General features: G+C 36.0%; 22 protein-coding genes and 1 pseudogene. 18 read left to right on the plus strand and 5 right to left on the minus strand.

Translation table 11 applies throughout. The features are described 5' to 3' along the window. Nucleotides 1-133: 133 nt before the first annotated feature. The gene (locus ACZDYH_RS05095) at nt 134-1042 is read right to left on the minus strand and encodes an EamA family transporter (protein WP_434712568.1); all 909 of its coding nucleotides are present in this window, start codon (nt 1040-1042) and stop codon (nt 134-136) included. Nucleotides 1043-1364: 322 nt separating this feature from the next. On the opposite strand from ACZDYH_RS05095, the gene ACZDYH_RS05100 reads away from it, so the two are divergent. The 3 genes from ACZDYH_RS05100 (at nt 1365) to ACZDYH_RS05110 (ending at nt 2835) form a co-directional block, all read left to right on the plus strand. Further along, the gene (locus ACZDYH_RS05100) at nt 1365-1514 is read left to right on the plus strand and encodes a peptidase T (RefSeq protein ID WP_071732505.1); all 150 of its coding nucleotides are present in this window, start codon (nt 1365-1367) and stop codon (nt 1512-1514) included. 16 nt (nt 1515-1530) lie between these two features. After that, on the plus strand, nt 1531-2238 hold the full coding sequence (gene ccdA / locus ACZDYH_RS05105; protein WP_001152676.1) for a cytochrome c-type biogenesis protein CcdA: 708 nt from the start codon (nt 1531-1533) through the stop codon (nt 2236-2238). A 90-nt stretch (nt 2239-2328) separates the two neighbouring features. Beyond that, a complete protein-coding gene (locus ACZDYH_RS05110) occupies nt 2329-2835 on the plus strand; it encodes a CcdC family protein (RefSeq protein WP_001028439.1) in 507 nt (168 codons plus the stop codon). A 70-nt stretch (nt 2836-2905) separates the two neighbouring features. Here ACZDYH_RS05110 and ACZDYH_RS05115 read toward each other — a convergent pair whose 3' ends face one another. Both ACZDYH_RS05115 and ACZDYH_RS05120 read right to left on the minus strand, forming a co-directional pair. After that, nucleotides 2906-3337 (minus strand): DUF2621 domain-containing protein, encoded by a 432-nt coding sequence (locus ACZDYH_RS05115; protein ID WP_000889371.1) that lies wholly within the window; start codon nt 3335-3337, stop codon nt 2906-2908. A 103-nt stretch (nt 3338-3440) separates the two neighbouring features. After that, nucleotides 3441-3737 carry a hypothetical protein gene (locus ACZDYH_RS05120; RefSeq protein ID WP_000262400.1) on the minus strand — a complete coding sequence of 99 codons (297 nt, stop codon included), beginning with the start codon at nt 3735-3737 and terminating at the stop codon, nt 3441-3443. A gap of 254 nt (nt 3738-3991) precedes the next feature. Between ACZDYH_RS05120 and ACZDYH_RS05125 the strand changes: the two genes are divergently transcribed. Next, nucleotides 3992-4570 carry an AAA family ATPase gene (locus ACZDYH_RS05125; protein ID WP_434712565.1) on the plus strand — a complete coding sequence of 193 codons (579 nt, stop codon included), beginning with the start codon at nt 3992-3994 and terminating at the stop codon, nt 4568-4570. Next, nucleotides 4567-5139: a DJ-1/PfpI family protein gene (locus ACZDYH_RS05130; protein WP_474885808.1), complete on the plus strand. Its 573-nt coding sequence runs from the start codon at nt 4567-4569 to the stop codon at nt 5137-5139. The genes ACZDYH_RS05125 and ACZDYH_RS05130 overlap by 4 nt, the downstream gene beginning before the upstream one ends. 13 nt (nt 5140-5152) lie before the next feature. On the opposite strand, the gene ACZDYH_RS05135 is transcribed toward ACZDYH_RS05130, so the two are convergent. Continuing rightward, nucleotides 5153-6100: a class I SAM-dependent methyltransferase gene (locus ACZDYH_RS05135; RefSeq protein WP_434712563.1), complete on the minus strand. Its 948-nt coding sequence runs from the start codon at nt 6098-6100 to the stop codon at nt 5153-5155. A 196-nt stretch (nt 6101-6296) separates the two neighbouring features. Between ACZDYH_RS05135 and hutP the strand changes: the two genes are divergently transcribed. The 12 genes and pseudogenes from hutP to ACZDYH_RS05195 all read left to right on the plus strand — a co-directional run bounded on the left by hutP (nt 6297) and on the right by ACZDYH_RS05195 (nt 20629). Continuing rightward, nucleotides 6297-6737 carry a hut operon transcriptional regulator HutP gene (gene hutP / locus ACZDYH_RS05140; protein WP_000926516.1) on the plus strand — a complete coding sequence of 147 codons (441 nt, stop codon included), beginning with the start codon at nt 6297-6299 and terminating at the stop codon, nt 6735-6737. A gap of 103 nt (nt 6738-6840) precedes the next feature. Next, nucleotides 6841-8358, plus strand: a complete 1518-nt coding sequence (gene hutH / locus ACZDYH_RS05145) for a histidine ammonia-lyase (protein ID WP_000631872.1) — start codon at nt 6841-6843, stop codon at nt 8356-8358. Between the two features lie 23 nt (nt 8359-8381). Beyond that, complete coding sequence (gene hutU, locus ACZDYH_RS05150; protein WP_434712561.1) at nt 8382-10040, plus strand: urocanate hydratase; 1659 nt, start codon at nt 8382-8384, stop codon at nt 10038-10040. Between the two features lie 13 nt (nt 10041-10053). Continuing rightward, nucleotides 10054-11325 (plus strand): imidazolonepropionase, encoded by a 1272-nt coding sequence (hutI, locus tag ACZDYH_RS05155; RefSeq protein ID WP_434712560.1) that lies wholly within the window; start codon nt 10054-10056, stop codon nt 11323-11325. Continuing rightward, nucleotides 11304-12275, plus strand: coding sequence for a formimidoylglutamase (gene hutG / locus ACZDYH_RS05160; protein ID WP_000399834.1), 972 nt, complete (start codon nt 11304-11306; stop codon nt 12273-12275). Before hutI ends, hutG begins: the two co-directional genes overlap by 22 nt. Nucleotides 12276-12535: 260 nt before the next feature. Continuing rightward, the gene (locus ACZDYH_RS05165) at nt 12536-12997 is read left to right on the plus strand and encodes a CarD family transcriptional regulator (RefSeq protein ID WP_170317877.1); all 462 of its coding nucleotides are present in this window, start codon (nt 12536-12538) and stop codon (nt 12995-12997) included. Nucleotides 12998-13559: 562 nt separating this feature from the next. Further along, nucleotides 13560-14687 carry an alkene reductase gene (locus tag ACZDYH_RS05170; protein ID WP_290101481.1) on the plus strand — a complete coding sequence of 376 codons (1128 nt, stop codon included), beginning with the start codon at nt 13560-13562 and terminating at the stop codon, nt 14685-14687. A 67-nt stretch (nt 14688-14754) separates the two neighbouring features. Then, nucleotides 14755-16329, plus strand: coding sequence for an FMN-binding glutamate synthase family protein (locus ACZDYH_RS05175; protein WP_006927376.1), 1575 nt, complete (start codon nt 14755-14757; stop codon nt 16327-16329). Between the two features lie 111 nt (nt 16330-16440). After that, the gene (locus ACZDYH_RS05180) at nt 16441-16929 is read left to right on the plus strand and encodes a cytochrome c biogenesis protein CcdC (RefSeq protein ID WP_001183922.1); all 489 of its coding nucleotides are present in this window, start codon (nt 16441-16443) and stop codon (nt 16927-16929) included. A gap of 298 nt (nt 16930-17227) precedes the next feature. Continuing rightward, nucleotides 17228-18706: pseudogene (gene putP / locus ACZDYH_RS05185) on the plus strand (sodium/proline symporter PutP). A gap of 351 nt (nt 18707-19057) precedes the next feature. Beyond that, on the plus strand, nt 19058-19996 hold the full coding sequence (locus ACZDYH_RS05190; RefSeq protein WP_290101479.1) for a ring-cleaving dioxygenase: 939 nt from the start codon (nt 19058-19060) through the stop codon (nt 19994-19996). A 24-nt stretch (nt 19997-20020) separates the two neighbouring features. Continuing rightward, on the plus strand, nt 20021-20629 hold the full coding sequence (locus tag ACZDYH_RS05195; protein ID WP_000975488.1) for an alpha/beta hydrolase: 609 nt from the start codon (nt 20021-20023) through the stop codon (nt 20627-20629). Between the two features lie 43 nt (nt 20630-20672). On the opposite strand, the gene ACZDYH_RS05200 is transcribed toward ACZDYH_RS05195, so the two are convergent. Further along, on the minus strand, nt 20673-22205 hold the full coding sequence (locus ACZDYH_RS05200) for a BA3702 family sensor histidine kinase (protein ID WP_000087654.1): 1533 nt from the start codon (nt 22203-22205) through the stop codon (nt 20673-20675). 236 nt (nt 22206-22441) lie between these two features. On the opposite strand from ACZDYH_RS05200, the gene ACZDYH_RS05205 reads away from it, so the two are divergent. Next, the gene (locus ACZDYH_RS05205; RefSeq protein WP_000800771.1) at nt 22442-22813 is read left to right on the plus strand and encodes a VOC family protein; all 372 of its coding nucleotides are present in this window, start codon (nt 22442-22444) and stop codon (nt 22811-22813) included. Nucleotides 22814-22825 lie beyond the last annotated feature (12 nt).

Here is a 22825-nt window from a genome sequence, read left to right on the forward strand (position 1 = left end):
TGCCTTCTTTCTTCAGCAAAATATTTATCATAAGTATACAACAATAAAAGAGAGGATTCTCAAATGAAAATCCTCTCTCGTTTATCCCGTATTAATGGGCAGTCCGATTGGTTCAACTAATTAAAGTTTCACTTTATGCTGCGACTTTTTTATGCGTATGATGTTTACGATAACGTCCACGCATTGCGTATGCAATTTGCGGGATTGCAATCCCGATTAAAATAAGTGATACACCGAACCATTGTGAAGATAGTACAGCCTCTTTTAAAACGAATACTGACATAATTGTTGTAACTGGTAGTTCCGCTGCACCAAGAATAGTTGCTAAGCCAGAACCGATTTTTGGAATACCGATTGTAAAGGCAATAGATGGAATTACGATACTAAATGTTCCTAATCCTAAACCGTATTTCCAAAGACCTTGAGAAATGGCACCATTAAAAATAAATGTTGGTGGGAATACAATCATGACTAAAGTTAAAGCACCAGTCATTAAGAGAACACCGCGCGGTAATGAAGGTACTTCAACAGCAACTTTTCCGCTCACGAAAATGTATGTTGCGAATGTAACTGCAGATAATAAACCTAAAATGATCCCAGTCGTATCGAAAGCACCTACTGATTGTTCAAGTAAACCACTTGATAAAAATGTCCCTACAAGTAAGAAAATAACAGAAATAACTTTTTCTCTTGAAGGTAATGTTTTTGTTGCGACTGCTTCAATGATAATTCCGATCCAAACAAATTGGAATAAAAGAATAATTGCAATAGAAGCTGGTACAGTTTTTAATGAAGCATAATAAAAAATTCCGGTAAAACTTGCAGATGTTCCTGCAACGAATAAAAGTAATGCTTGCTTTAAAGGAACGCGATGTCTAGAAAATAGAAGTGTAATAGCAAGCAAAATAATCCAACCGAACAAATATTGGCTGCCAATTACCTCTCCAAGTGAAAATCCTTCTGCATATGCAAGCTTAACAAAAATAGCTAAAATTCCATAACTACACGCTCCTAATAAAACTAAAAGAGAATAACGAAGCATGAAAAATTCCTCCCATCTATATGAAGTTGTTCCGTATCGAAAATATATAACTAGAGGGAAGTATACAAAATTAGAAATAAAGGGTCAAATGAAAGAAAAGTATGACATTTTATAGAATAATAATAAAAGTATGATATTTATGCATAATCTTGAAATTATTAATAGTAGAAGTATTATAAAATCAACTTTGCATTGTATAGAGCTAGCATTTGAAAAAAATATTTTTTAAACCAATATGTATATAGACGTACTAGTAACGTGCTAATTATTTGAGAAACTATGTTACCTTTGTTATGGTAGTGACAATTAAAGGAGTTTCATAATCCATTTGAGTTTTTTCTATATAATAGAAGGAAATGAAAACGTTTTATTAGAAACTGTGAGGAAGTACGGTTTTTCTTATTGCCACGTTGTAAAAGTGATTTCACGAATTGTTCATAGTATTTTTATGTGTTTTTGTTACAATATTTAGGGAGAGGAGTGGAATGATGCAAGATATTAGTATTTTTTTAGCGTTTGGCGCCGGGTTCTTATCATTTATTTCCCCATGTTGCTTACCGCTTTATCCGGCATTTTTATCGTACATAACAGGTATGTCGGTTTCTGAATTGAAAGAAGAAAATGCAATGCTTCGCAAAAGAAGTATGATACATACAGCGTTTTTCTTACTTGGATTTTCAATTATATTTATTGCAATTGGATTTGGTACAAGTTTTATTGGAGGAATCTTTACTGACTATAAAGATTTAATCAGACAGTTAGGTGGTATATTTATCATCGTGTTCGGCTTAATTATTGTCGGGGTGTTTAAGCCGAAATTTTTAATGCAAGACCGTAAATTTACATTTAAAAATCGTCCAAGTGGCTATTTTGGATCAGTACTAATTGGATTAGCCTTTGCAGCAGGGTGGACGCCATGTACCGGACCAATTCTAGTGTCTGTAATTGGATTAGCAGCAACAAACCCAGAATCAGCAATGATTTACATGATTGCTTACATACTTGGATTTGCTATCCCGTTTTTCGTACTGTCATTCTTTATTACGAAAATGTCTTGGATTAAAAGAAATAGTATGGCCTTCATGAAAGTCGGAGGATATATTATGATTGTTATGGGGGTCTTCCTATACTTTAACTGGATGACGAAAATTATCGTATATTTCTCAAGTTTATTTGGTGGTTTTACCGGTTTTTAGTATTATTCTGCGAAAATGTTGGAAATACTAACGGAAAAGCATATAATGAAAGTATATTTTGCATATAGCCACAAAAAAGGATGAGAAAATATGAACATAGTTCTTTTATCAAGTATCGTTGCTGTTTGTATGGCTGTCGGTGCGATGTTTATTCGTTTAAAAGCAGCTAAGAAACCTGCAACATTGAAAAAAATTATACTTCCGCCATTTTTTATGAGCACGGGAGCATTGATGTATGTTTTTCCTGAATTTCGATTAACTCCAGCGGAAATGTTAGAAGCAATTGGCGTCGGTTTGTTTTTCTCTATTTTTCTTATTAAAACATCTAAATTTGAAATTAGAGGACAAGAGATTTATTTGAAGCGTTCAAAAGCCTTTGTTTTTATATTAATTGGATTACTTGTAGTGCGGATTGTATTTAAAACATACTTAAGCCAATCTCTTGATTTAGGACAACTTAGTGGCATGTTCTTTTTACTTGCGTTCGCGATGATTGTGTCATGGAGAATTGCAATGTATCGTTCCTTTACGAAATTACAGAAGGAAATGGAAAAAGAAGATGGTTTTTATAATGAAAAAGATATGAAGCTAACTTAAAAACTGTATATGTACCAAATAAAAAGACAGCGTCAAAGGCGCTGTCTTTTTTATCGAAAATAATATGAAGTTACTTTGCGAGTAAAGATTGATAGTTAGAATAATCAATCTTTTTTTCTTGTAGTTTTTTAATTAAAAATTTATGATCACGCTTTGGTGTGGCAATGATATATCCTTTAATAATTAAGTCTTGTGTAATTTGAGAGGCATTTTCTTGTAATGCTAGTTCACCGATTTTTCCAGCGATCTTTGATTTTGCAACATCGCGAAATAGTTCTGGAACAGGGCTTACAAGCTCTTCTAACAATTGTTTTTGTTCGTCAGCCCATAAATGTCTCGTTTTATTTATGTAGTGTTCTTCCCAATCCAAAATGGACATGCCGTCTTCTTTTGGTAATCGTTTTAAAAATTTTCTGAACATAAAGTATCCACCAATAGACATAAGCCCTAATAAAATAACCGTCCATAATACAATGAACCAACTGAACCATCCTTCGAGCAAGCATATCCCCCCTTAATGATAGCGGTTTTCTTTTATTCATATTATATACAGTGAGATTCATAGAAAGCAAGAACGCTTGGTCATTTTGACCAAGCGTTATAGTTTAAACGAAGTATAGTTGTTCAACACATAAATTATTATTATCGTCTTCAACATACTCAATAATAAGTGTGCCAACTTTACGATCTTTATCTTCAGTTGTGAAAATAGAGTAAGAAGTAAAACGTGTTTTTGATAGGCCACTTATATGTGTAGGTAAAGAAATGTAGTCGTTATCGCGGAAGAATTCCATCAGTTCAATATCCTCAAATTCTTTTCGGTCAACTTGTTTGTTTGTATAGCGGCGTTGAAGTTGTTTTAAAGACTCATTCCAAGAAATTGCTTTTGTATCGTATACCATTGTCTTATCTCCTTACTGTATGTAATCATTAAGAACATACGTTCTAAACTAGTATACTCTTTTTATTAGAAAAGGGAAAGCAAAAAATAATGTAAGCTTGGATTTCCAAGCTTACATTATTGATGCGTCCGTCATAATCTCTATTTTTTATTATAAGTTACATAAGAATAAGAAACAAGATGATATATATTTTGTTGATAGTTTTCAAGATTCTGTATATTATAGTTTTACTAAAGCGCAAGGGAATGAGAGGAATGGCATATGTAATTTCACTCCAAGGACCGATGGTAAGCGGAAAAACGACATTGGCTAAAAGGTTAGAGCGATGTGGGTTTTCAGTTATATATGAAAATCCTTATCCAATTGTAGAAAAGCGAAAGCGATTAAAGTTGGATATGAATTCAAAAGAAGGGTTTATAGCAAATCAAAAAATGTTTATAGAAGCTAAAATAAAAGATTTTCAAAATGCAAAAGGTTCAGTCGTGATTTTTGATCGTGGGCCAGAAGACATCGAATTTTATACACTTTTTTACCCAATGGTTATAGGGAAAGAGTGGGATATAGAAATTGAATTGAAAGATGAATTATATAAATTAAGAGAATGCCGTTCGGATGCTATTTTTTATTTGGATGTATCGGAAAGTAATTTATATGATAGAAAAAATAATGATAGAACAAGAAACAGAAGTACATTTGAGGAGCAATTTAAATTAGTAGAAACTGAAAAAGACTGGTATAAACAATTTCCTGTAACTTATGTGGACACGAATAGATTAATAGTGGACGATTTAGAGGTATATTTTATGGATTGGTTAAAGGAGAGAGGGCTATGAAAAAAATATTTTTATTTGTATACCCAACATTTGCAGAGTTTGAAATAACAGTAGCAACGGCATTGCTGAAAAATAAATATGAAATCATTACAGCGGGCTTAACGAATGAATTGGTTATAAGTGAAACTGGGTTGCAAGTGCAGCCACATATAGAAGTAAGTGAAGTACGTGTAGATGAGTATGAGGGGATACTTATTCCAGGTGGAGAAGAAGTACAGTTGGAAGATGCAAAACCTCTTTTTTCAATCATTCGTCAATTTCATGAACAAGAAAAATTAGTGGCGGCAATTTGTGCTGGACCGTATGCGCTAGCAAAAGCAGGGTTATTTAAAGAGATTTCTTATACTGCGACTATAGATTATCAAAAATTCGATTGTTTTCCAGTAGAAAATTTCGTGTATGAAGAAGTTGTGCAACACTCAAATATTATTACAGCACAAGGGCATGCATTTGTACCATTTGGAATAGCAATTGCCTCTTATTTTGGAGTGGCAGACGAACATAATACAGATTTTTATTGTGGTAAAGGTAATGTAGTAATGGAGAAACTTTTACGAGAAAACGTGTAAAAGCTAGCAAACGCTAGCTTTTTTCTTTTTTACACCGATAAATTACTAACGTTTTTGGATCGCGCCATATACCGTTATGGAGCGATAATTCCTTGTTGATTTCTTCTGTTAGCCATTCTTTCATCTCGGCTTGAAGATACATATTATCGGGTATATTTAGCGATGGAAACATGCTGGAAATATAGTTTACTATTGGGGTAGCATGATGAAAAACGAGCGCATTATGAATAACTGTTTCTTCAACCGTTGGAAAAGCAGATGCTACTATCTCTTTACCATTTTCTAAACAAAACGGAGAGACTGCTGGTGATGTTTTCGGTAGATCAAATGCGTCAAGCATGTTGTTACACATTTCAACTATACGAGGTAATGAAACTTTAGAATTTGTTGTAGCTAAAAGTGTTCCGCCAGGACGAATGACTTTATAAAAGCCTTGAATTGTTTTTTCAACATCTTTCACATGGTATAACATATGTCTTGCAATTATTAGGTCATAACAATTTGTTTCGAAAGGAAGTTTACTAGCATCCCCTCGTTTCCATTCTATTAAGTTATTTATTTTAACAGCTTCAGCAAGCATAGCTTCGGATTGATCAAACCCGGTTAATGGGCCTTTATGACCATTTGTTTGTAAAAGGGAAAGAAATTTTCCACTAGCGCACCCAACCTCTAATATGTTTTCATCCCCTTGAAGGTGTAAATGTTCAATGACGATCTTATCTAAATCTACGTGTTTTTCTTCGTAATGTGTATGTGTGTCGATGCGTGTTTGTAAATGGTTGCTAACGTTATATTGACGTTTTACATCATTCGTTTTGTCACATTCCACCTTTGTGCAAAATTGTTGGATTGCATGTGTTAATACATCTGTTTTCTTTAAACCTTCGTAATGGAGTGCTGATTCAAACCTTTCAAGTAATTTCTCTTCAATTCGAAAATGAATATCTTTTCGTTTTGTCACTGAAATTTCGCCCCTTTGCATCTGTTAGTGAGACTATAGCACGTCTGGAAATTTTGTGTAAATCATTTGTGTACACAAAATTAGGGGGATGAAAAAAATGTTTGAATATGATTTTAAACTATTGACGATTTAACCGTTTTCATATATTCTTAAATTAAGTAATATTCAAATAATTCAAAAGAAATGAGAGAGTCACATGCTTCTTCAAGGAACACATCGAATTGGTCGTATGGCCATGCTGTTGGCACTTGCGGATGAGAATGAAAGTCCTGTATTATCCATTCCAAAAGGTTGGAAGTATTGTACGGGGAAAGTGGGTTCGATGAATTCGCAAAAGGTTGTCGCAGCAATGGAAACAGCGGCTAAAAGCAACCAAGTTATTGAAACAGACGTTTACAGAGAAACACATGCACTTTATCATGCAATTATGGAAGCTTTGTACGGAGTGACGAGAGGTCAAATTCAGTTAGCAGACGTTCTTCGTACAGTAGGACTTCGTTTTGCGATTGTGCGCGGTACACCATACGACGGAAAAAAAGAAGGCGAATGGGTTGCTGTTGCATTATATGGAACGATTGGTGCACCTGTAAAAGGATCTGAGCATGAGGCGATTGGTTTAGGAATTAATCACATATGATTTGCCCATAGTCTATTAGTTAGAAGGGGGCCTTACTTTTTTAGGACAGCAGTCTGTCTTAAAAAGATAAGGTCCCCTTTTGCCTTTTTAAGGAGGAAAAATGATGATTACGTTAACAGGACATACATTGACAGTTGAAGAAATGAAGAGGTTATTACTGGAAGGAGAAGGTGTAACAGCTTGTCCAACTAGTATGCAAAAGGTAGCGGAGTGCCGTGAAGTAGTTGAGAAAATTGTAGAGGACGGAAAAGTCGTTTACGGTATTACAACTGGATTTGGAAAGTTTAGTGATGTGCTTATCCAAAAAGATGATGTAAAGGCACTTCAACATAATTTAATTCAGTCACATGCATGTGGAATTGGTGATCCATTCCCGGAAGAAGTATCGCGCGGAATGTTAATTTTACGAGCGAACACGATGCTTAAAGGAGTATCAGGCGTAAGGCCGCTCGTTGTAAATATGCTTCTTGAGTTTGTAAATCGTAAAATTCATCCAGTCGTTCCGCAACAAGGTTCACTTGGTGCAAGTGGAGATTTAGCACCTTTATCTCATCTTGCGCTCGTATTATTAGGCGAAGGTGAAGTGTTCTATAAAGGGAAACGCGTTCATGCAATGGTTGCTCTTACAGAAGAAGGGCTTGAGCCAATTGAACTTGAAGCGAAAGAAGGTCTTGCGTTAATTAATGGTACGCAGGCGATGACAGCACAAGGAGTTCTTTCTTATATAGAAGCAGAAGCAACGGCGTATCAAGCTGAACTAATTGCTTCGATGACAATTGAAGGGTTACAAGGCATTATTGATGCATTTGATGAAAATGTTCATAAAGCACGTGGTTATAAAGAGCAAGTGGATGTAGCAAGCAGAATTCGTGACATTCTTCATGATAGTAAGTTAACAACAAAACAAGGAGAACTACGTGTACAGGATGCCTATTCACTTCGTTGTATCCCGCAAGTACACGGTGCTTCTTGGCAAGTTTTGAATTATGTGAAAGAAAAATTAGAAATTGAAATGAACGCCGCAACAGATAATCCGCTAATCTTTGATGGCGGGGAAAAAGTAATTTCAGGTGGTAATTTCCATGGTCAACCGATTGCGTTTGCGATGGACTTCTTAAAAGTAGGAATGGCGGAACTTGCAAACATTTCAGAGCGTCGTATTGAGCGTTTAGTAAATCCGCAGTTAAACGATTTACCACCATTTTTAAGTCCAGAACCAGGACTTCAGTCTGGTGCAATGATTATGCAATATGCTGCAGCGTCGCTAGTTTCTGAAAATAAAACGTTAGCACATCCGGCGAGTGTTGATTCAATTCCGTCATCAGCTAACCAAGAAGATCACGTAAGTATGGGAACAATCGCTTCACGTCATGCACACCAAATTATTCAAAATGTAAGACGTGTTCTTTCAATTGAAATGATTTGTGCGATGCAAGCGGCAGAATATCGCGGAATTGAAAACATGAGTACAGTGACGAAGAGCTTCTACCATCAAGGTCGTCAGCAGGTGCCATCTATTAAAAATGACCGTATATTCTCAACGGATATTGAAAATATTGCGCACTGGTTAAAAACGAATTATTCAATAAAAGAAAGATTAGACGTAAACGCAGCACTATAAAATGAGAAAAGGGAGAGATTGAAATGGAAAAAGTACAACAAACAATTCGCGCACCAAGAGGTACAGAGTTACAAACGAAAGGGTGGGTGCAAGAAGCTGCACTTCGTATGTTAATGAACAATTTAGATCCGGAAGTTGCTGAAAAACCAGAAGAATTAGTTGTGTATGGCGGAATTGGCCGTGCAGCTCGTAACTGGGAAAGCTATCAGGCGATTGTAGATTCATTAAAAACGTTAGAAAGCGATGAAACGTTACTTGTTCAATCAGGAAAACCAGTTGCCATTTTTAAATCACATGAAGATGCACCTCGCGTTCTGTTAGCGAACTCAAACTTAGTACCAAAATGGGCAAACTGGGATCACTTCCGAGAACTAGAGAAAAAAGGTCTTATGATGTACGGACAAATGACAGCTGGTAGCTGGATTTACATTGGAACACAAGGGATTCTACAAGGAACATATGAAACATTTGGTGAAGCAGCTCGTCAACATTTCGACGGTTCATTAAAAGGTACATTAACACTTACTGCTGGTTTAGGTGGTATGGGTGGTGCACAACCTCTTGCTGTAACGATGAACGGCGGTGTTGTCATTGCTATTGATGTTGATAAGCGTAGCATCGATCGTCGTATTGAAAAGAGATATTGTGACATATATACAGAATCATTAGAAGAAGCATTAACTGTTGCGAACGAGTATAAAGAGAAGAAAGAACCAATTTCAATTGGCTTGCTAGGAAATGCGGCAGAGATTTTACCAGAACTAGTGAAGCGTGATATTACGCCAGATTTAGTTACAGATCAAACATCTGCTCATGATCCATTAAACGGTTATATTCCAGTAGGTTACACATTAGAAGAAGCAGCGAAACTTCGTGAAAAAGATCCAGAACGTTACGTACAATTATCAAAAGAAAGTATGACAAAACATGTGGAAGCGATGCTTGTGATGCAAGAAAAAGGTGCAATTACATTTGATTATGGAAATAACATTCGCCAAGTTGCTTTCGATGAAGGTTTGAAAAATGCTTTCGATTTCCCAGGATTCGTTCCAGCATTTATTCGTCCATTATTCTGTGAAGGAAAAGGCCCATTCCGCTGGGTAGCACTTTCTGGTGATCCAGAAGATATTTATAAAACAGACGAAGTAATTTTACGTGAGTTCGCTGATAATGAACATTTATGTAACTGGATTCGTATGGCACGTCAACAAGTTGAGTTCCAAGGACTTCCATCACGTATTTGTTGGTTAGGTTACGGTGAGCGTGCGAAATTTGGTCGCATCATTAATGAAATGGTTGCAAATGGTGAATTATCAGCACCGATTGTTATTGGTCGTGACCATTTAGATTGCGGATCAGTAGCATCTCCAAACCGTGAAACAGAAGCGATGAAAGACGGTAGTGATGCAGTAGCTGACTGGCCAATTTTAAATGCATTAATTAATAGTGTAAACGGTGCGAGCTGGGTATCTGTTCACCACGGTGGTGGCGTTGGTATGGGTTATTCACTTCATGCGGGAATGGTTATCGTTGCAGATGGAACAGAAGCAGCAGCAAAACGTATTGAGCGCGTATTAACTTCTGACCCTGGTATGGGTGTTGTTCGTCACGTGGATGCAGGGTATGACTTAGCTGTGGAAACTGCGAAAGAAAAAGGCGTTAATATTCCAATGATGAAATAAGGAGGAGAAAAACATGCTGGACACTTTACTAATAAATATCGGTCAATTGCTAACCATGGATCAAGAAGATGGCTTGTTAAGACGGGAAGCGATGGATACGCTTCCTGTTATCGAAAACGGTGCGGTTGGAATTGAAAATGGTGTAATCACTTTCGTTGGAACAGCAGAAGAAGCAAAAGGACTTCAGGCGAAAGAAGTTATTGATTGTGGCGGGAAAATGGTTTCTCCTGGTCTTGTTGACCCGCATACTCACCTTGTATTTGGTGGATCTCGTGAAAATGAAATTGCACTAAAACTACAAGGAGTTCCGTACTTAGAAATTTTAGAACAAGGCGGAGGTATTCTTTCAACTGTAAATGCAACGAAACAGGCGTCGAAAGAAGAACTTGTTCAAAAAGCGAAATTCCATTTAGACCGTATGCTATCTTTCGGAGTTACAACTGTAGAAGCGAAGAGTGGTTACGGATTAGATGATGAGACAGAATGGAAACAATTAGAGGCAACTGCACAATTACAAAAAGAGCATCCCATCGATTTAGTTTCTACATTTTTAGGTGCTCATGCAGTTCCGAAAGAATATAAAGGTAGATCGAAAGAATTTTTACAATGGATGTTAGACCTACTACCAGAAATGAAGGAGAAGCAATTAGCTGAATTCGTTGATATTTTCTGTGAAACAGGTGTGTTCTCTGTTGAAGAGTCGAAAGAGTTTTTATTAAAAGCGAAAGAGCTTGGCTTTGACGTGAAAATTCATGCAGATGAAATTGATCCTCTTGGTGGTGCGGAAGCAGCGGCTGAAATTGGTGCAGCATCAGCCGACCATTTAGTTGGTGCTTCTGATAAAGGAATTGAAATGCTTGCAAACTCTAATACAGTAGCCACTTTATTACCAGGAACAACTTTCTATTTAAATAAAGAAAGCTTTGCCCGCGGTCGTAAAATGATCGATGAAGGTGTTGCAGTTGCGTTAGCTACAGACTTTAACCCAGGTAGCTGTCCAACTGAAAACATTCAGCTTATTATGAGCATCGCAATGTTGAAGCTGAAAATGACACCAGAAGAAGTTTGGAACGCGGTAACAGTTAACTCTTCTTATGCTATTAACCGAGGCGATGTAGCTGGGAAAATTAGAGTTGGTCGTAAGGCAGATTTAGTTTTATGGGATGCTTACAATTATGCTTACGTACCGTATCATTACGGCGTAAGTCATGTAAATACAGTATGGAAGAATGGTAATATCGCATATACAAGAGGTGAACAATCGTGGAGCACGGCCACTATTTAAAGAAGAATGCAAAGTTTATCGATCGTGAAGTGACGAAATGGAGTGAAATGATTAAAGATTGGGAGGAAGGCGTGGAAATCTTCGGTGCTGCCTTAATTGGAGCACCCCTTTCTAAACCATCTATTAGTCATTCAGGAGCAAGTTTTGCGCCAAAAACGATTCGTGCGATGTTGGATGCATATAGCACATACGCAATTACAGAAGAACATGATATGAAAGAAAGTGTCTTATATGATTGCGGCGATATTACGATGCATGTGACGGATATAAAAGAAAGTCATAACCGAATTGCGAAAACAGTTGGTCATGTAACGAAAGTAAATCCGAACATGATACCAATCGTTCTTGGCGGGGATCACTCAATTAGTTTTCCGAGTATAACAGGATTTGCAAACAGTAAAGGAAAGGTCGGGATTATTCAATTTGATGCCCATCATGATTTACGTAATTTAGATGATGGTGGTCCGTCAAATGGTACTCCGTTCCGTAGTTTACTAGAAAATGATATTATTACAGGAAAACAACTCGTTCAAATCGGAATTCGTAATTTTTCAAATGCACGAGCGTACCATGAATATGCAAAAGAACACGGTGTGACAGTTTATACAATGAAAGATGTACGAGAGCGAGAAATCAAAGATATTATTATAGAAAGTATTGAAGTATTAAGAAAGCAAGGCGTGACCTCTATTTACATTTCTCTTGATATGGATGTACTAGATCAAGCATTCGCACCAGGTTGTCCAGCAATCGGTCCTGGTGGAATGGACAGTGCGACTTTACTGGATGCGATTGAATTTCTTGGTAAAGAACCTCTCGTTCAAGGGATGGATATTGTAGAAATTGATCCAACCCTTGATTTCAGAGATATGACGAGCCGAGTAGCTGCGCAAGTGATTATGAGTTTTCTTTTGGCGAGGGAAACGGTTAGTAAGCAAGTTAGTATATAGACGGAAAAGTAGATCTTTATTTATGCCTTAACAAAAACACATCACTACTTAAATGTAGTGATGTGTTTTTGTATTAAAAGAGAATGAATGTGTGTGGAACCGTTAATGGAATTGCGATTTTTATAGTGTATTGTATAAATTTAATTTCTTGCTTCTGAAGTGTTGACGTGTAAAATAATTTTATGATAAAATAAAAATTTTGCTAAAAAACTAAAAGTATGTTAAGCTTGAGAAGGTTACCATATATGGAGGTGGATTATTTGTTTCAAATTGGCGATAACATTGTTTATCCAATGCAGGGAGCAGGTATAATTAAAGCCATAGAAGAGAAGGAAATCTCAGGAGAAAAACAACAGTATTATGTTATAAAAATGTCGGCTAGTAATATGGAACTAATGATTCCAGCAGGGAGAATATTGAATTCGAATATACGTCCAGTTACGGATATAACCGCATTAGCACACATAATGGATATTTTTCAACATGGGGAATCAGATAGATTACTTACATGGAAACAAAGGTATAAATTGAACACTGATAAAATAAAGACGGGTAAAATGCAAGAAGGTGCTGAAGTTGTGCGTGATTTAATGCGTATACAGAAAGAAAAAGCACTTAATGCAAGCGAAAAGAAGATGTTAGATAACGCATATGAATTTTTGATTAGTGAACTGGGATTAATTGAAGGTATCACAGAAAATCAGATAAAAAGCTTTTGTTAAGGTTCATTACAAATAATGTATTATATCCCAAAAAAGATCTTGAATTTTTTGGGAACATAATTATAGAAAATTTAGCATTTCAAAGACATTCAACTCTTTCAAACCACTTTTAGAGCATTACCTCTATTGTTATTACTACAATCAAATCCATTTTTATTTTTTAATTTCATTTATGAATGTTCGAAGTTTAATTGAATACTTCGATAAAATAGTTACTTGATTTTTGCAATCCTGATTCACACTGGCACGGACGAGGAGCCGTAAGGATGAAAGAGAGGTAGGGCTTTCATTGTTTTAGGTATATAAGTTATTATTTTTAGAAGAATACTGAACCATTTTCACTTCTATTGATAAGGTGTTTTTTTATTAAAGAGATAAACGAATTGACAGCCATATATGGTCAACAAAAAAGGTTTCCTCCTAAGGAAACCTTTTTAATATTATTTATAGCATTTTATTTTTTGGATATTCGAATTTTTTATTGTAAAGTCGTAAAAATTGACGTTACTATCTAAAAGTAAGTATGATGCGATTATAGTAAGATTTTTTAGGGGGAAGAAAAATGACAAGTTCAAGTAATAAAGCAGCGAGTATTTATGAAGGAACAAATGTAAATGCTGGGGGATTTTTTGAAAACGTTGAAGAAACAAAGTTGTTTGATCCAATTCAAGTTGGAGCTTGGTCTCTTCGTAATCGTATAGCGATGGCACCGATGACAAGATGCTTTGCAGATAATGAGACTGGAGTAGTTGGTGCGGATGTAGTGGAGTACTACAGAAAACGTGCTGCAGATGGAATTGGACTAATTATTACAGAAGGAATTGTCATTAGTCCGAGAGCAAAAGGAAACCCAGGAGTACCAGGTATTTATACACAAGAACAAATCGATTCTTGGAAACCTGTTACAGAGGCGGTACATAAAGAAGGCGGGACGATTATTGCTCAAATATGGCATGTTGGGCGTATGAGTCATCATGAAATAATTGGTGGTCAAATGCCACAAGCGCCGTCGGCTATCGCTGCAGAGGGAAATGTTCCACGCTTTCGTAAACCGTTTGATACGCCAGAAGCAATGACGTTAGAAGAAATACAAGAAGTGATCGGGCAATACGCACAAGCTGCGAAAAAAGCGATCGAAGCTGGATTTGATGGAGTAGAAATTCACGGTGCACACGGATATTTAATCGATCAATTTACGTATGAGTTTGCGAATAAGCGAACAGATAAATATGGCGGTGATTTAAAACAAAGGTTAACGTTTATGAAAGAAGTAACGGCGGCTGTAATAGAAGCTGTTGGAGCTAATAAAACACTTCTTCGTTTCTCTGCTTTCAAAGGTGATAATCCTACTTATATGTGGGAAAACCCTGAGTTTGCAATTGAAACGTTCATAAATATGTTTAAAGAGGTTGGGTTAACGATGATCCATCCTTCAACGATGAATTATACCCAAGAGATTGCTGACGGAAAGAATTTTCATCAACTAGTAAGAAAATATTGGGATGGTACGATTGTTGGGGTTGGTAATTTAAATCCGAAAGAGGCCGAAGAAGCGTTGCAAGAAGGAACGATTGATGTAGCGGCATTCGGAAGACCGTTAATTGCTAATCCAGACTTTGTTCATCGAATTAAACACGCTGAAAGTTTAGTTGAATATGACGCGAAAGAGCATCTTGCTACGTTAGTATGAATAAAGATAAAAGGAGAGCACATCTAGTGTTCTCCTTTTATTATGGAATTTCATAGGGGGAAGCGGGATGAGTGAAACGCTACTCGTTATTATTAGTATATTACTATTTTTAATGTTGCTTTTAATCGTCTTTTTTATCATTACATTTTTTATAAAAAAACGAACACACCATTCTATTTTAAAATTACATCCGTACTTAGGAAGAATGCGCTACTTACTGGAAAAGATAGGGCCTGAATTTCGACAATATTGGTTTGATCATGATACGGATGGAAAGCCTTTCTCACGTTATGATTTTCAAAGTGTTATGTTTTTAGCGAAATATCGCTCTGAAATACTTGGTTTTGGATCAAAACGAGATTTTGAAGCTTCTGGATATTATATTGCTAATACATTATTTCCGATATTAACTGAGGAATTAAGTGTGAATCTCACGCAAGAGCGGGAAGGTAAAAAGTACGTGATTCATAAAGAAGGGTTATTTTCAAGAAGAGAAAAATTGACAGCGGATACAACGAATCTTTGGCTGTACGAAGAAGATGATGCAATTATAGTCGGTGAGAACCGTAAATATCCGTGGAAGCTACATGGCATGTTTGGTGCATCTGCGACTTCTTACGGTGCGATTGGAGAAAATTATATTTTAGCGAGTGGTTTTGGAGCAAAAATGGCAGGCGGATCGTGGATTAATACGGGTGAAGGTGGCGTTATTCCAGAACATTTACATACAGGAGCGAATATCGTTGCGCAAATTGGTCCAGGGTTATTTGGATACCGTGATGAAGACGGTAATTTTTCAATGGGAAAATTCATGGAGAAAGCGAAAGAAAGTAATATTAGAGCATTCGAATTGAAATTTGGGCAAGGTGCTAAAATACGTGGTGGTCATTTAGAGGGGCAAAAAGTAAATGAGAAAATTGCTTCTGTTCGCAACGTCCGAAAGGGAGAGACGATTAATTCACCGAATCGATTTTCATTTTTAAAGAATGCAGCGGATACACTTTGTTTTATTCAACAGTTGCAAGAAAACAGCGGTAAACCAGTTGGAATGAAAATTGTAATTGGTCAGCAGGAGCCTTTGGAAGATTTAATAAAAACAATGAAAGAACTAAACATTTACCCAGATTTTATTACAATCGACGGTTCAGAAGGCGGGTCAGGGGCAACGTATAAATCGATGGCAGATTATATGGGACTGCCGCTTATTCCAGCATTACTTACATTTATTGATACAGCAAACCATTATGGTGTTCGTAACAAGTTTAAAGTATTTGCATCGGGTAAATTAATCACACCAGATAAAGTGGCGATTGCTTTAGCGATTGGGGCGGATGCTGTAAGTTCAGCCCGCGGATTTATGATGGCAAGCGGCTGTATTATGGCCCTTCAATGTAATTCTGGCCAATGTCCATCTGGTGTAGCCACGACGAATCCGCATTATCAAAAAGCGTTAGATCCGTATGAGAAGAAGTGGCGAGTCATGAATTATATTATTAGTATGAGATATAGTTTATTTTCATTAGCGGCAGCGGCGGGAGTGAAGAGCCCGCGCCATTTAACTAGAGAGCATATTGTTTTTAAAGACGAGGTGGGGAGAGTAGTTCCTCTTTCGGAATTGTTTCCTATAGTAAATCAAACCTAAAAGTATATTTGATATGTAAGATTTTTTTAAGGAATAATCATATTTTTGGAAAAATTAGGAGTATAATAGGGAAGTATTTTTAAAAATGACTATTTTTAGGGAGAGATTCACTTGCAGCAAGGTTCGTACAGTATTACAATTTTTTTACTCGTCATAGGGCTCGTTATATTTAGACGCATGCGCTCTATGAATCGACCAATTAATAATAAAGGAAGACGACTACTATTGCCATTATTCTTCTTATTACCAGGTTTTTCTTTATACGCAGCACCGATACAACTTGCTGGTTGGCAAATTGGTATAGCTGCTGGGATCGGACTGTTATTGTCAATTCCACTTATTATTTTAAGTGGGTATGAAGTCAGAGAAGATGGTCAAATTTATGCAAAAAAAAGTATCGCTTTTATTGCTACATTTTTAGTTATCGTTCTTTTACGTGCTTATTTTAGAAGACATTTACAAGGTCTAGATCCAAAGTCAATCGGCATTCTTTTCTACACTCTTGCGGTTTGTTATATAGTACCTTGGCGTATTGGATGCTATATGAAATTTCGTAAAGTATATGTAGAGAAAGCAAAATTTGAGACGTCAATAAGCTAAAAGTCATACATTTGTATGGCTTTTAGTTTTTAAAATTTATCGGGTAAAGGAATGAAAATAAGGTGTGAAAAAACACCCTTTAATTTTCAGAATATTATTACTTTAATCTCTTGAAAAATCATTGTAATCCACTGGGATAAAGGCGTTTATAAAGGTTTTCACATGTAATGAAAAGTGCTCGTTCACTTGAAAGAACAAAAAATGTTTGTTAAGGTAGGGAACCATAAGCGAAAACAAGAAAATAGAAAAAGTCATTTTTCGAAATTTTGAATGGCTTATGGACTAAGGGAGAGATTTGGTGAAGATTGAAATTATGGTTTCGCTTGCTATTTATATGGCAGGTATGTTGTATATCGGATATTGGTCTTATAAGAAGACATCCGATTTATCAGATTATATGTTAGGCGGGAGGGGACTCGGCCCAGCAGTTACAGCTTTATCAGCTGGTGCTTCTGACATGAGTGGTTGGATGCTAATGGGATTACCTGGTGCGATGTATGCAACAGGATTATCAAGTGTATGGATTGCGATAGGTTTATTAATAGGTGCGTATGCAAACTATTTAATCATTGCCCCGCGTTTACGAACGTATACAGAAGTGGCAAATGATTCAATTACGATTCCAGACTTTTTAGAGAATCGGTTTAAAGATCGTACGAAAATACTTCGTTTTGTCTCCGCTATCGTCATTTTAGTATTTTTCACATTTTATGCATAGGCTGGTTTAGTTTCAGGTGGACGTTTGTTTGAAAATTCTTTTAACCTTGATTATAAAATTGGTTTATTTGTAACAGTAGGTGTCGTTGTTGCGTATACACTATTTGGTGGCTTTCTAGCCGTAAGTTGGACGGACTTTGTGCAAGGTTGTATTATGTTTATTGCGCTTGTACTAGTGCCAATTGTTGCTTTTACGGATGTCGGTGGTGTAACAGAAACATTTAATACGATTAAGCAAGTCGATGCATCGCATTTAGATATGTTTAAAGGGACCACAATACTTGGTATTATTTCATTTTTAGCATGGGGCCTTGGATATTTTGGTCAACCACATATTATTGTCCGCTTTATGGCAATTACCTCTATTAAAGATTTAAAAACTTCTCGTAGAATCGGTATCGGTTGGATGACGATTTCAATTATAGGTGCAATGCTTACTGGTCTAATTGGTATCGCCTATTATGCTAAAAATAATGCGACATTACAAGACCCAGAAATGGTCTTTGTAACATTCTCAAATATTTTATTCCATCCGTATATTACAGGATTTTTATTATCAGCTATTTTGGCTTCGATTATGAGTAGTATTTCCTCACAATTACTTGTTATTTCAAGTGCAGTAACGGAAGATTTCTATAAAACATTTTTCCATCGTAACGCAAGTGATAAAGAACTTGTATTTATCGGTAGGCTGTCAGTATTAGTTGTAGCGATGATTGCAGTTGTTTTAGCGTATCATCCGAGTGATACAATTTTAACGCTTGTTGGATATGCTTGGGCAGGATTTGGATCAGCATTTGGACCAGCAATTTTATTAAGTTTATATTGGAAGAGAACGAACAAATGGGGCGTTCTTGCTGGGATGATTGTCGGTGCATTAGTTGTTATCACTTGGGTACAAATTCCAAGTTTAAAAGCGACTATGTATGAAATGGTACCGGGATTCTTCTGTAGTTTATTAACTGTTATCGTTGTAAGTTTATTAACGAAAGAACCCGTTAAGGCAGTTCATCGTGAATTTAATGAGATGGAAGCAGTACTGGAAGAAGAAAAGAAATGATTTGCAAAAAGAGTAAACGGTGAATAGCGTTTACTCTTTTTACATGTAAAATGAAAGTAAGGACTTATTGACAATAAAAAATAAGTAACTTATAATAAATCTTAAGTTCGAGATAAATAATGTTCATAATGAAAATTTATTATGGTTATAAATCGAACAAATATTTTTTGTGAATTATCTTGAATTCGAGATAATTCGATAGGTTAGACGCCGATACGTAATTTTGTGATTAATATCTCGAATTCGAGATAAAATTATAATGACGGATTTTACTTTGTAGCATGGACAAAATGAATAATGAATTTAAATGTAAAAGAATTTTTATAATGAAATAAAAAAGGAGTGGAAGAAATGGAAAAGAAAACAACGGGAATCCATCATATTACAGCGATTGTAGGGCATCCACAAGAAAATGTAGACTTTTATGCTGGTGTATTGGGGTTACGTTTAGTGAAACAAACAGTGAATTTTGATGATCCAGGTACGTACCATCTTTATTTTGGAAATGAAGGAGGAAGGCCTGGAACAATTATTACGTTTTTCCCATGGGCAGGTGCTCGTCAAGGTATTATTGGAGATGGTCAAGTAGGAATTACATCTTACGTTGTACCAAAAGGTGCAATGGAGTTTTGGGAAAATAGATTAGAAAAATTCGATGTTTCGTATACAAAAATGACTCGTTTTGGAGAGCAGTATTTAGAATTTGATGATCCGCATGGTTTGCATATAGAATTAGTTGAAAGAGAAAAAGGCGAATTAAATAATTGGAGTTTTGGAGAAGTTACACCAGAAGTAGCAATTAAAGGGTTTGGAGGTGCTGTTCTTTTATCTACACAGCCTCAAAAAACTGCTGAATTGTTAGAACATATTATGGGTCTTGAGAAAATTGGAGAAGAGGGTGAATTTGTTCGATTCCGTTCTTCTGCTGACATTGGAAATATTATTGATTTGAAATTATCAACAATCGGTCGTGGCCAAATGGGCGTTGGCACAGTTCATCATATTGCCTGGAGAGCGAGTGACGATGCTGATCAGCTAGACTGGAAAGAGCATGTGTCGCGTTTTGGATATCACGTAACTCCTGTACAAGATCGAAATTATTTTAATGCGATTTATTTTAGAGAACATGGTGAAATCTTATTTGAAATTGCAACAGATCCTCCTGGTTTCGCTCATGATGAATCGTTAGAGACGATGGGTGAGGAATTAAAGTTACCGGAACAATATGAACAACATAGAAAACAGATTGAACAAACGCTTTTACCATTTGAAGTGAGAAATTTAGATTAAAGTGATTGAAGGGGGAAAAGGATTATGATGAAACATGTTTTTCAAAAAGGAAAAGATACGTCAAAACCAGTGTTGTTATTACTTCATGGCACAGGTGGTAATGAATTAGATTTACTACCACTTGCAGAAATAGTTGATCCGGAAGCGTCGGTATTAAGCGTTAGGGGAAATGTGTTAGAGAATGGGATGCCGCGTTTCTTCCGCCGATTAGCAGAGGGCATTTTTGATGAAGAGGATTTAATTTTCCGTACGAAGGAATTAAATGAATTTTTAGATGAAGCGGCTAAAGAATATAAATTCGATAGAAATAACATTGTAGCTATCGGTTATTCGAATGGGGCAAATATCGCAGCAAGCTTATTATTCCATTACGAAAATGCATTGAAAGGTGCTGTGCTTCATCACCCAATGGTACCAAGAAGAGGAATGCAATTAGCAAATTTAGCAGGGAAATCTGTATTTATTGCTGCTGGGACAAATGACCCAATTTGTTCATCAGCAGAGTCAGAGGAATTGAAGGTACTATTAGAAAATGCAAATGCGAATGTAACAATGCATTGGGAAAATCGAGGGCATCAATTAACGATGGGTGAAGTAGAAAAAGCAAAAGAGTGGTATGACAAAGCATTTTAAAAAAGAAGCATCTGCTAACGATTAGCAGATGCTTCTTTTTTATTTAAGACTGGATTGCAAGGTGAGATGAAGAAAGTGGTAGCTCAATATCAACAATTGTACCTTTATTTAATTCGCTTGAAATGTGTAATTTACCATGATGTTCTTCAATTATTTTGTAACACATCATTAATCCTAGTCCTGTGCCTTTTTCTTTTAAACTATAAAAAGGTTCGCCTAGACGGGAGATACGATCTTCTGGAATGCCACAACCTTCATCGATAATTCGTATTAAGATGAAATTATTCTCTAATGGTTTTGTTTGGATGAAAATATTTCCGCCATTTGGCATTGCTTCTATCGCATTTTTTAATATGTTTATAAACACTTGTTTTAATTGGTTACCGTCACATTGAATATCATATACGTAATCAAAATGATCCATGATGATATGAACGCTATGCATAATTGCAGTCGGTAAAATAAATGTAACTACCTCTTCAATTAAAGTTTGTATGTTACAAGTTTGGATAGATAATACTTGTGGCTTAGACATCGCCATAAATTGACTCGTGATGGATTCCATTTGTGAAATCTCACTTAACATAACATCGATATACCATTTCTGCTCTTCACTTATTTCAGGGAGGAGCAACGTTAGAAAACCTTTTAGAGAAGTGAGTGGATTTCGAATTTCATGGGCAATTCCAGCTGTCAGTTGTCCGACTACTGCGAGCTTCTCTGATTTTCGTAGTAACTTTTCAGTTTCTTTTAGCTCAGTAACATCTCTCCCCATCACGATAAGACCTTTGCGAGAACCATCAGGATGATAAAGCGGAACTTTTGATATACTTAAGATTAGATCGAAATCATCTCTATGTATAATAAATTCCTCACCATGAAGAATTTGTCTTTGTTGCCATGCTAGTTCATCGATTTCTTCACAATGTAAAAAAGCTTCTCGGTATGCTTCATTATATTGAATGAGTTCGCTATCTTTTTTCCCGTGGTAAGGTACATGATGGAAATTGAAGCAAGAAAGTGCGTAGTCATTTGCCTCAAGCCAGCGCCCTTCATGATCTTTAAATATAACAAACGCAGGCATGGAGTTTACTAATGTACGTAATCTCTTCTCACTTTCTTTTAGCATATTCTCAATTCTTTCTGATTTTTCAAGCGGCTTCATAATAGCATATACGCCAGTAAGACGATTTTGAACAAAAATAGGAACTAGTTTTGTCACAACATCTAATAAGAATCCATTTTTATGATAAATAGATAAGATATACTCTTGTTGATTATCCGCTTCAGTATTCTTTATATTTTGTAATACTTGCTCAGAAATATGGGCTTCTAAAATAGAGGTAATATTTTTCTGTTCTAATTCTAAAGAAGTGTAACCTAATATTCTTTCGGCAGAAGGATTTATATGTAGAATAACTCCTTCTAAATTTAATGAAATAATACTATCAGGATTGTGTTCGAACAGAGATGCGTACATTTCTGTTAATGAACGATCTTGTATATGGTTTCGCAAACGTCTAGAAATGTTCGGATGACGTTTTTTTTGAGTTGGTGAATATTTTTTACGACTCATAATAGTTCCTCCGTACAAATAGCATCTAAAAAGATTTGTCTATTCATAACTATAATATAGATGTAATGTGTATTTCTATAAAAAATGGAAGTTATAGAATAAATTTTGTTTTTTTTATTTTTTGCAAGGTGAATGCAGGATGGTAATAAGGGGAGCTTATATTGTTTTATAAACCTTTTGTAAGTTACAGACGGCTGTTTTCCGTATAACATTAGGGTAGAGGAGGGGGAGAGAAAATGAAAAATTATATTCAAGGGATTGATCACGTGCAAGTAGCTGCACCTGTAGGGTGTGAAGAAGAGGCGCGTGATTTTTATGGGAATACGATTGGTATGGAAGAAATTCCAAAGCCAGAAGAGTTGAAAAAACGAGGTGGATGTTGGTTTAAATGCGGAAATCAAGAAATCCATATTGGTGTCGAGCGGAACTTTATACCAGCTAAAAAGGCTCATCCAGCTTTTTATGTGAATGAAATTAATGAATTTAAGCAAACACTTATAGAGCAAGGTGTTAAAGTGATTGATGATTATGCACGGCCAGATGTAATTCGATTTTACGTGTCAGATCCATTTGGAAACCGAATTGAATTTATGCAAAATAAAGACTAGGTGGATTCCCAC

The organism is Bacillus sp. EB V-12 (assembly GCF_056158125.1).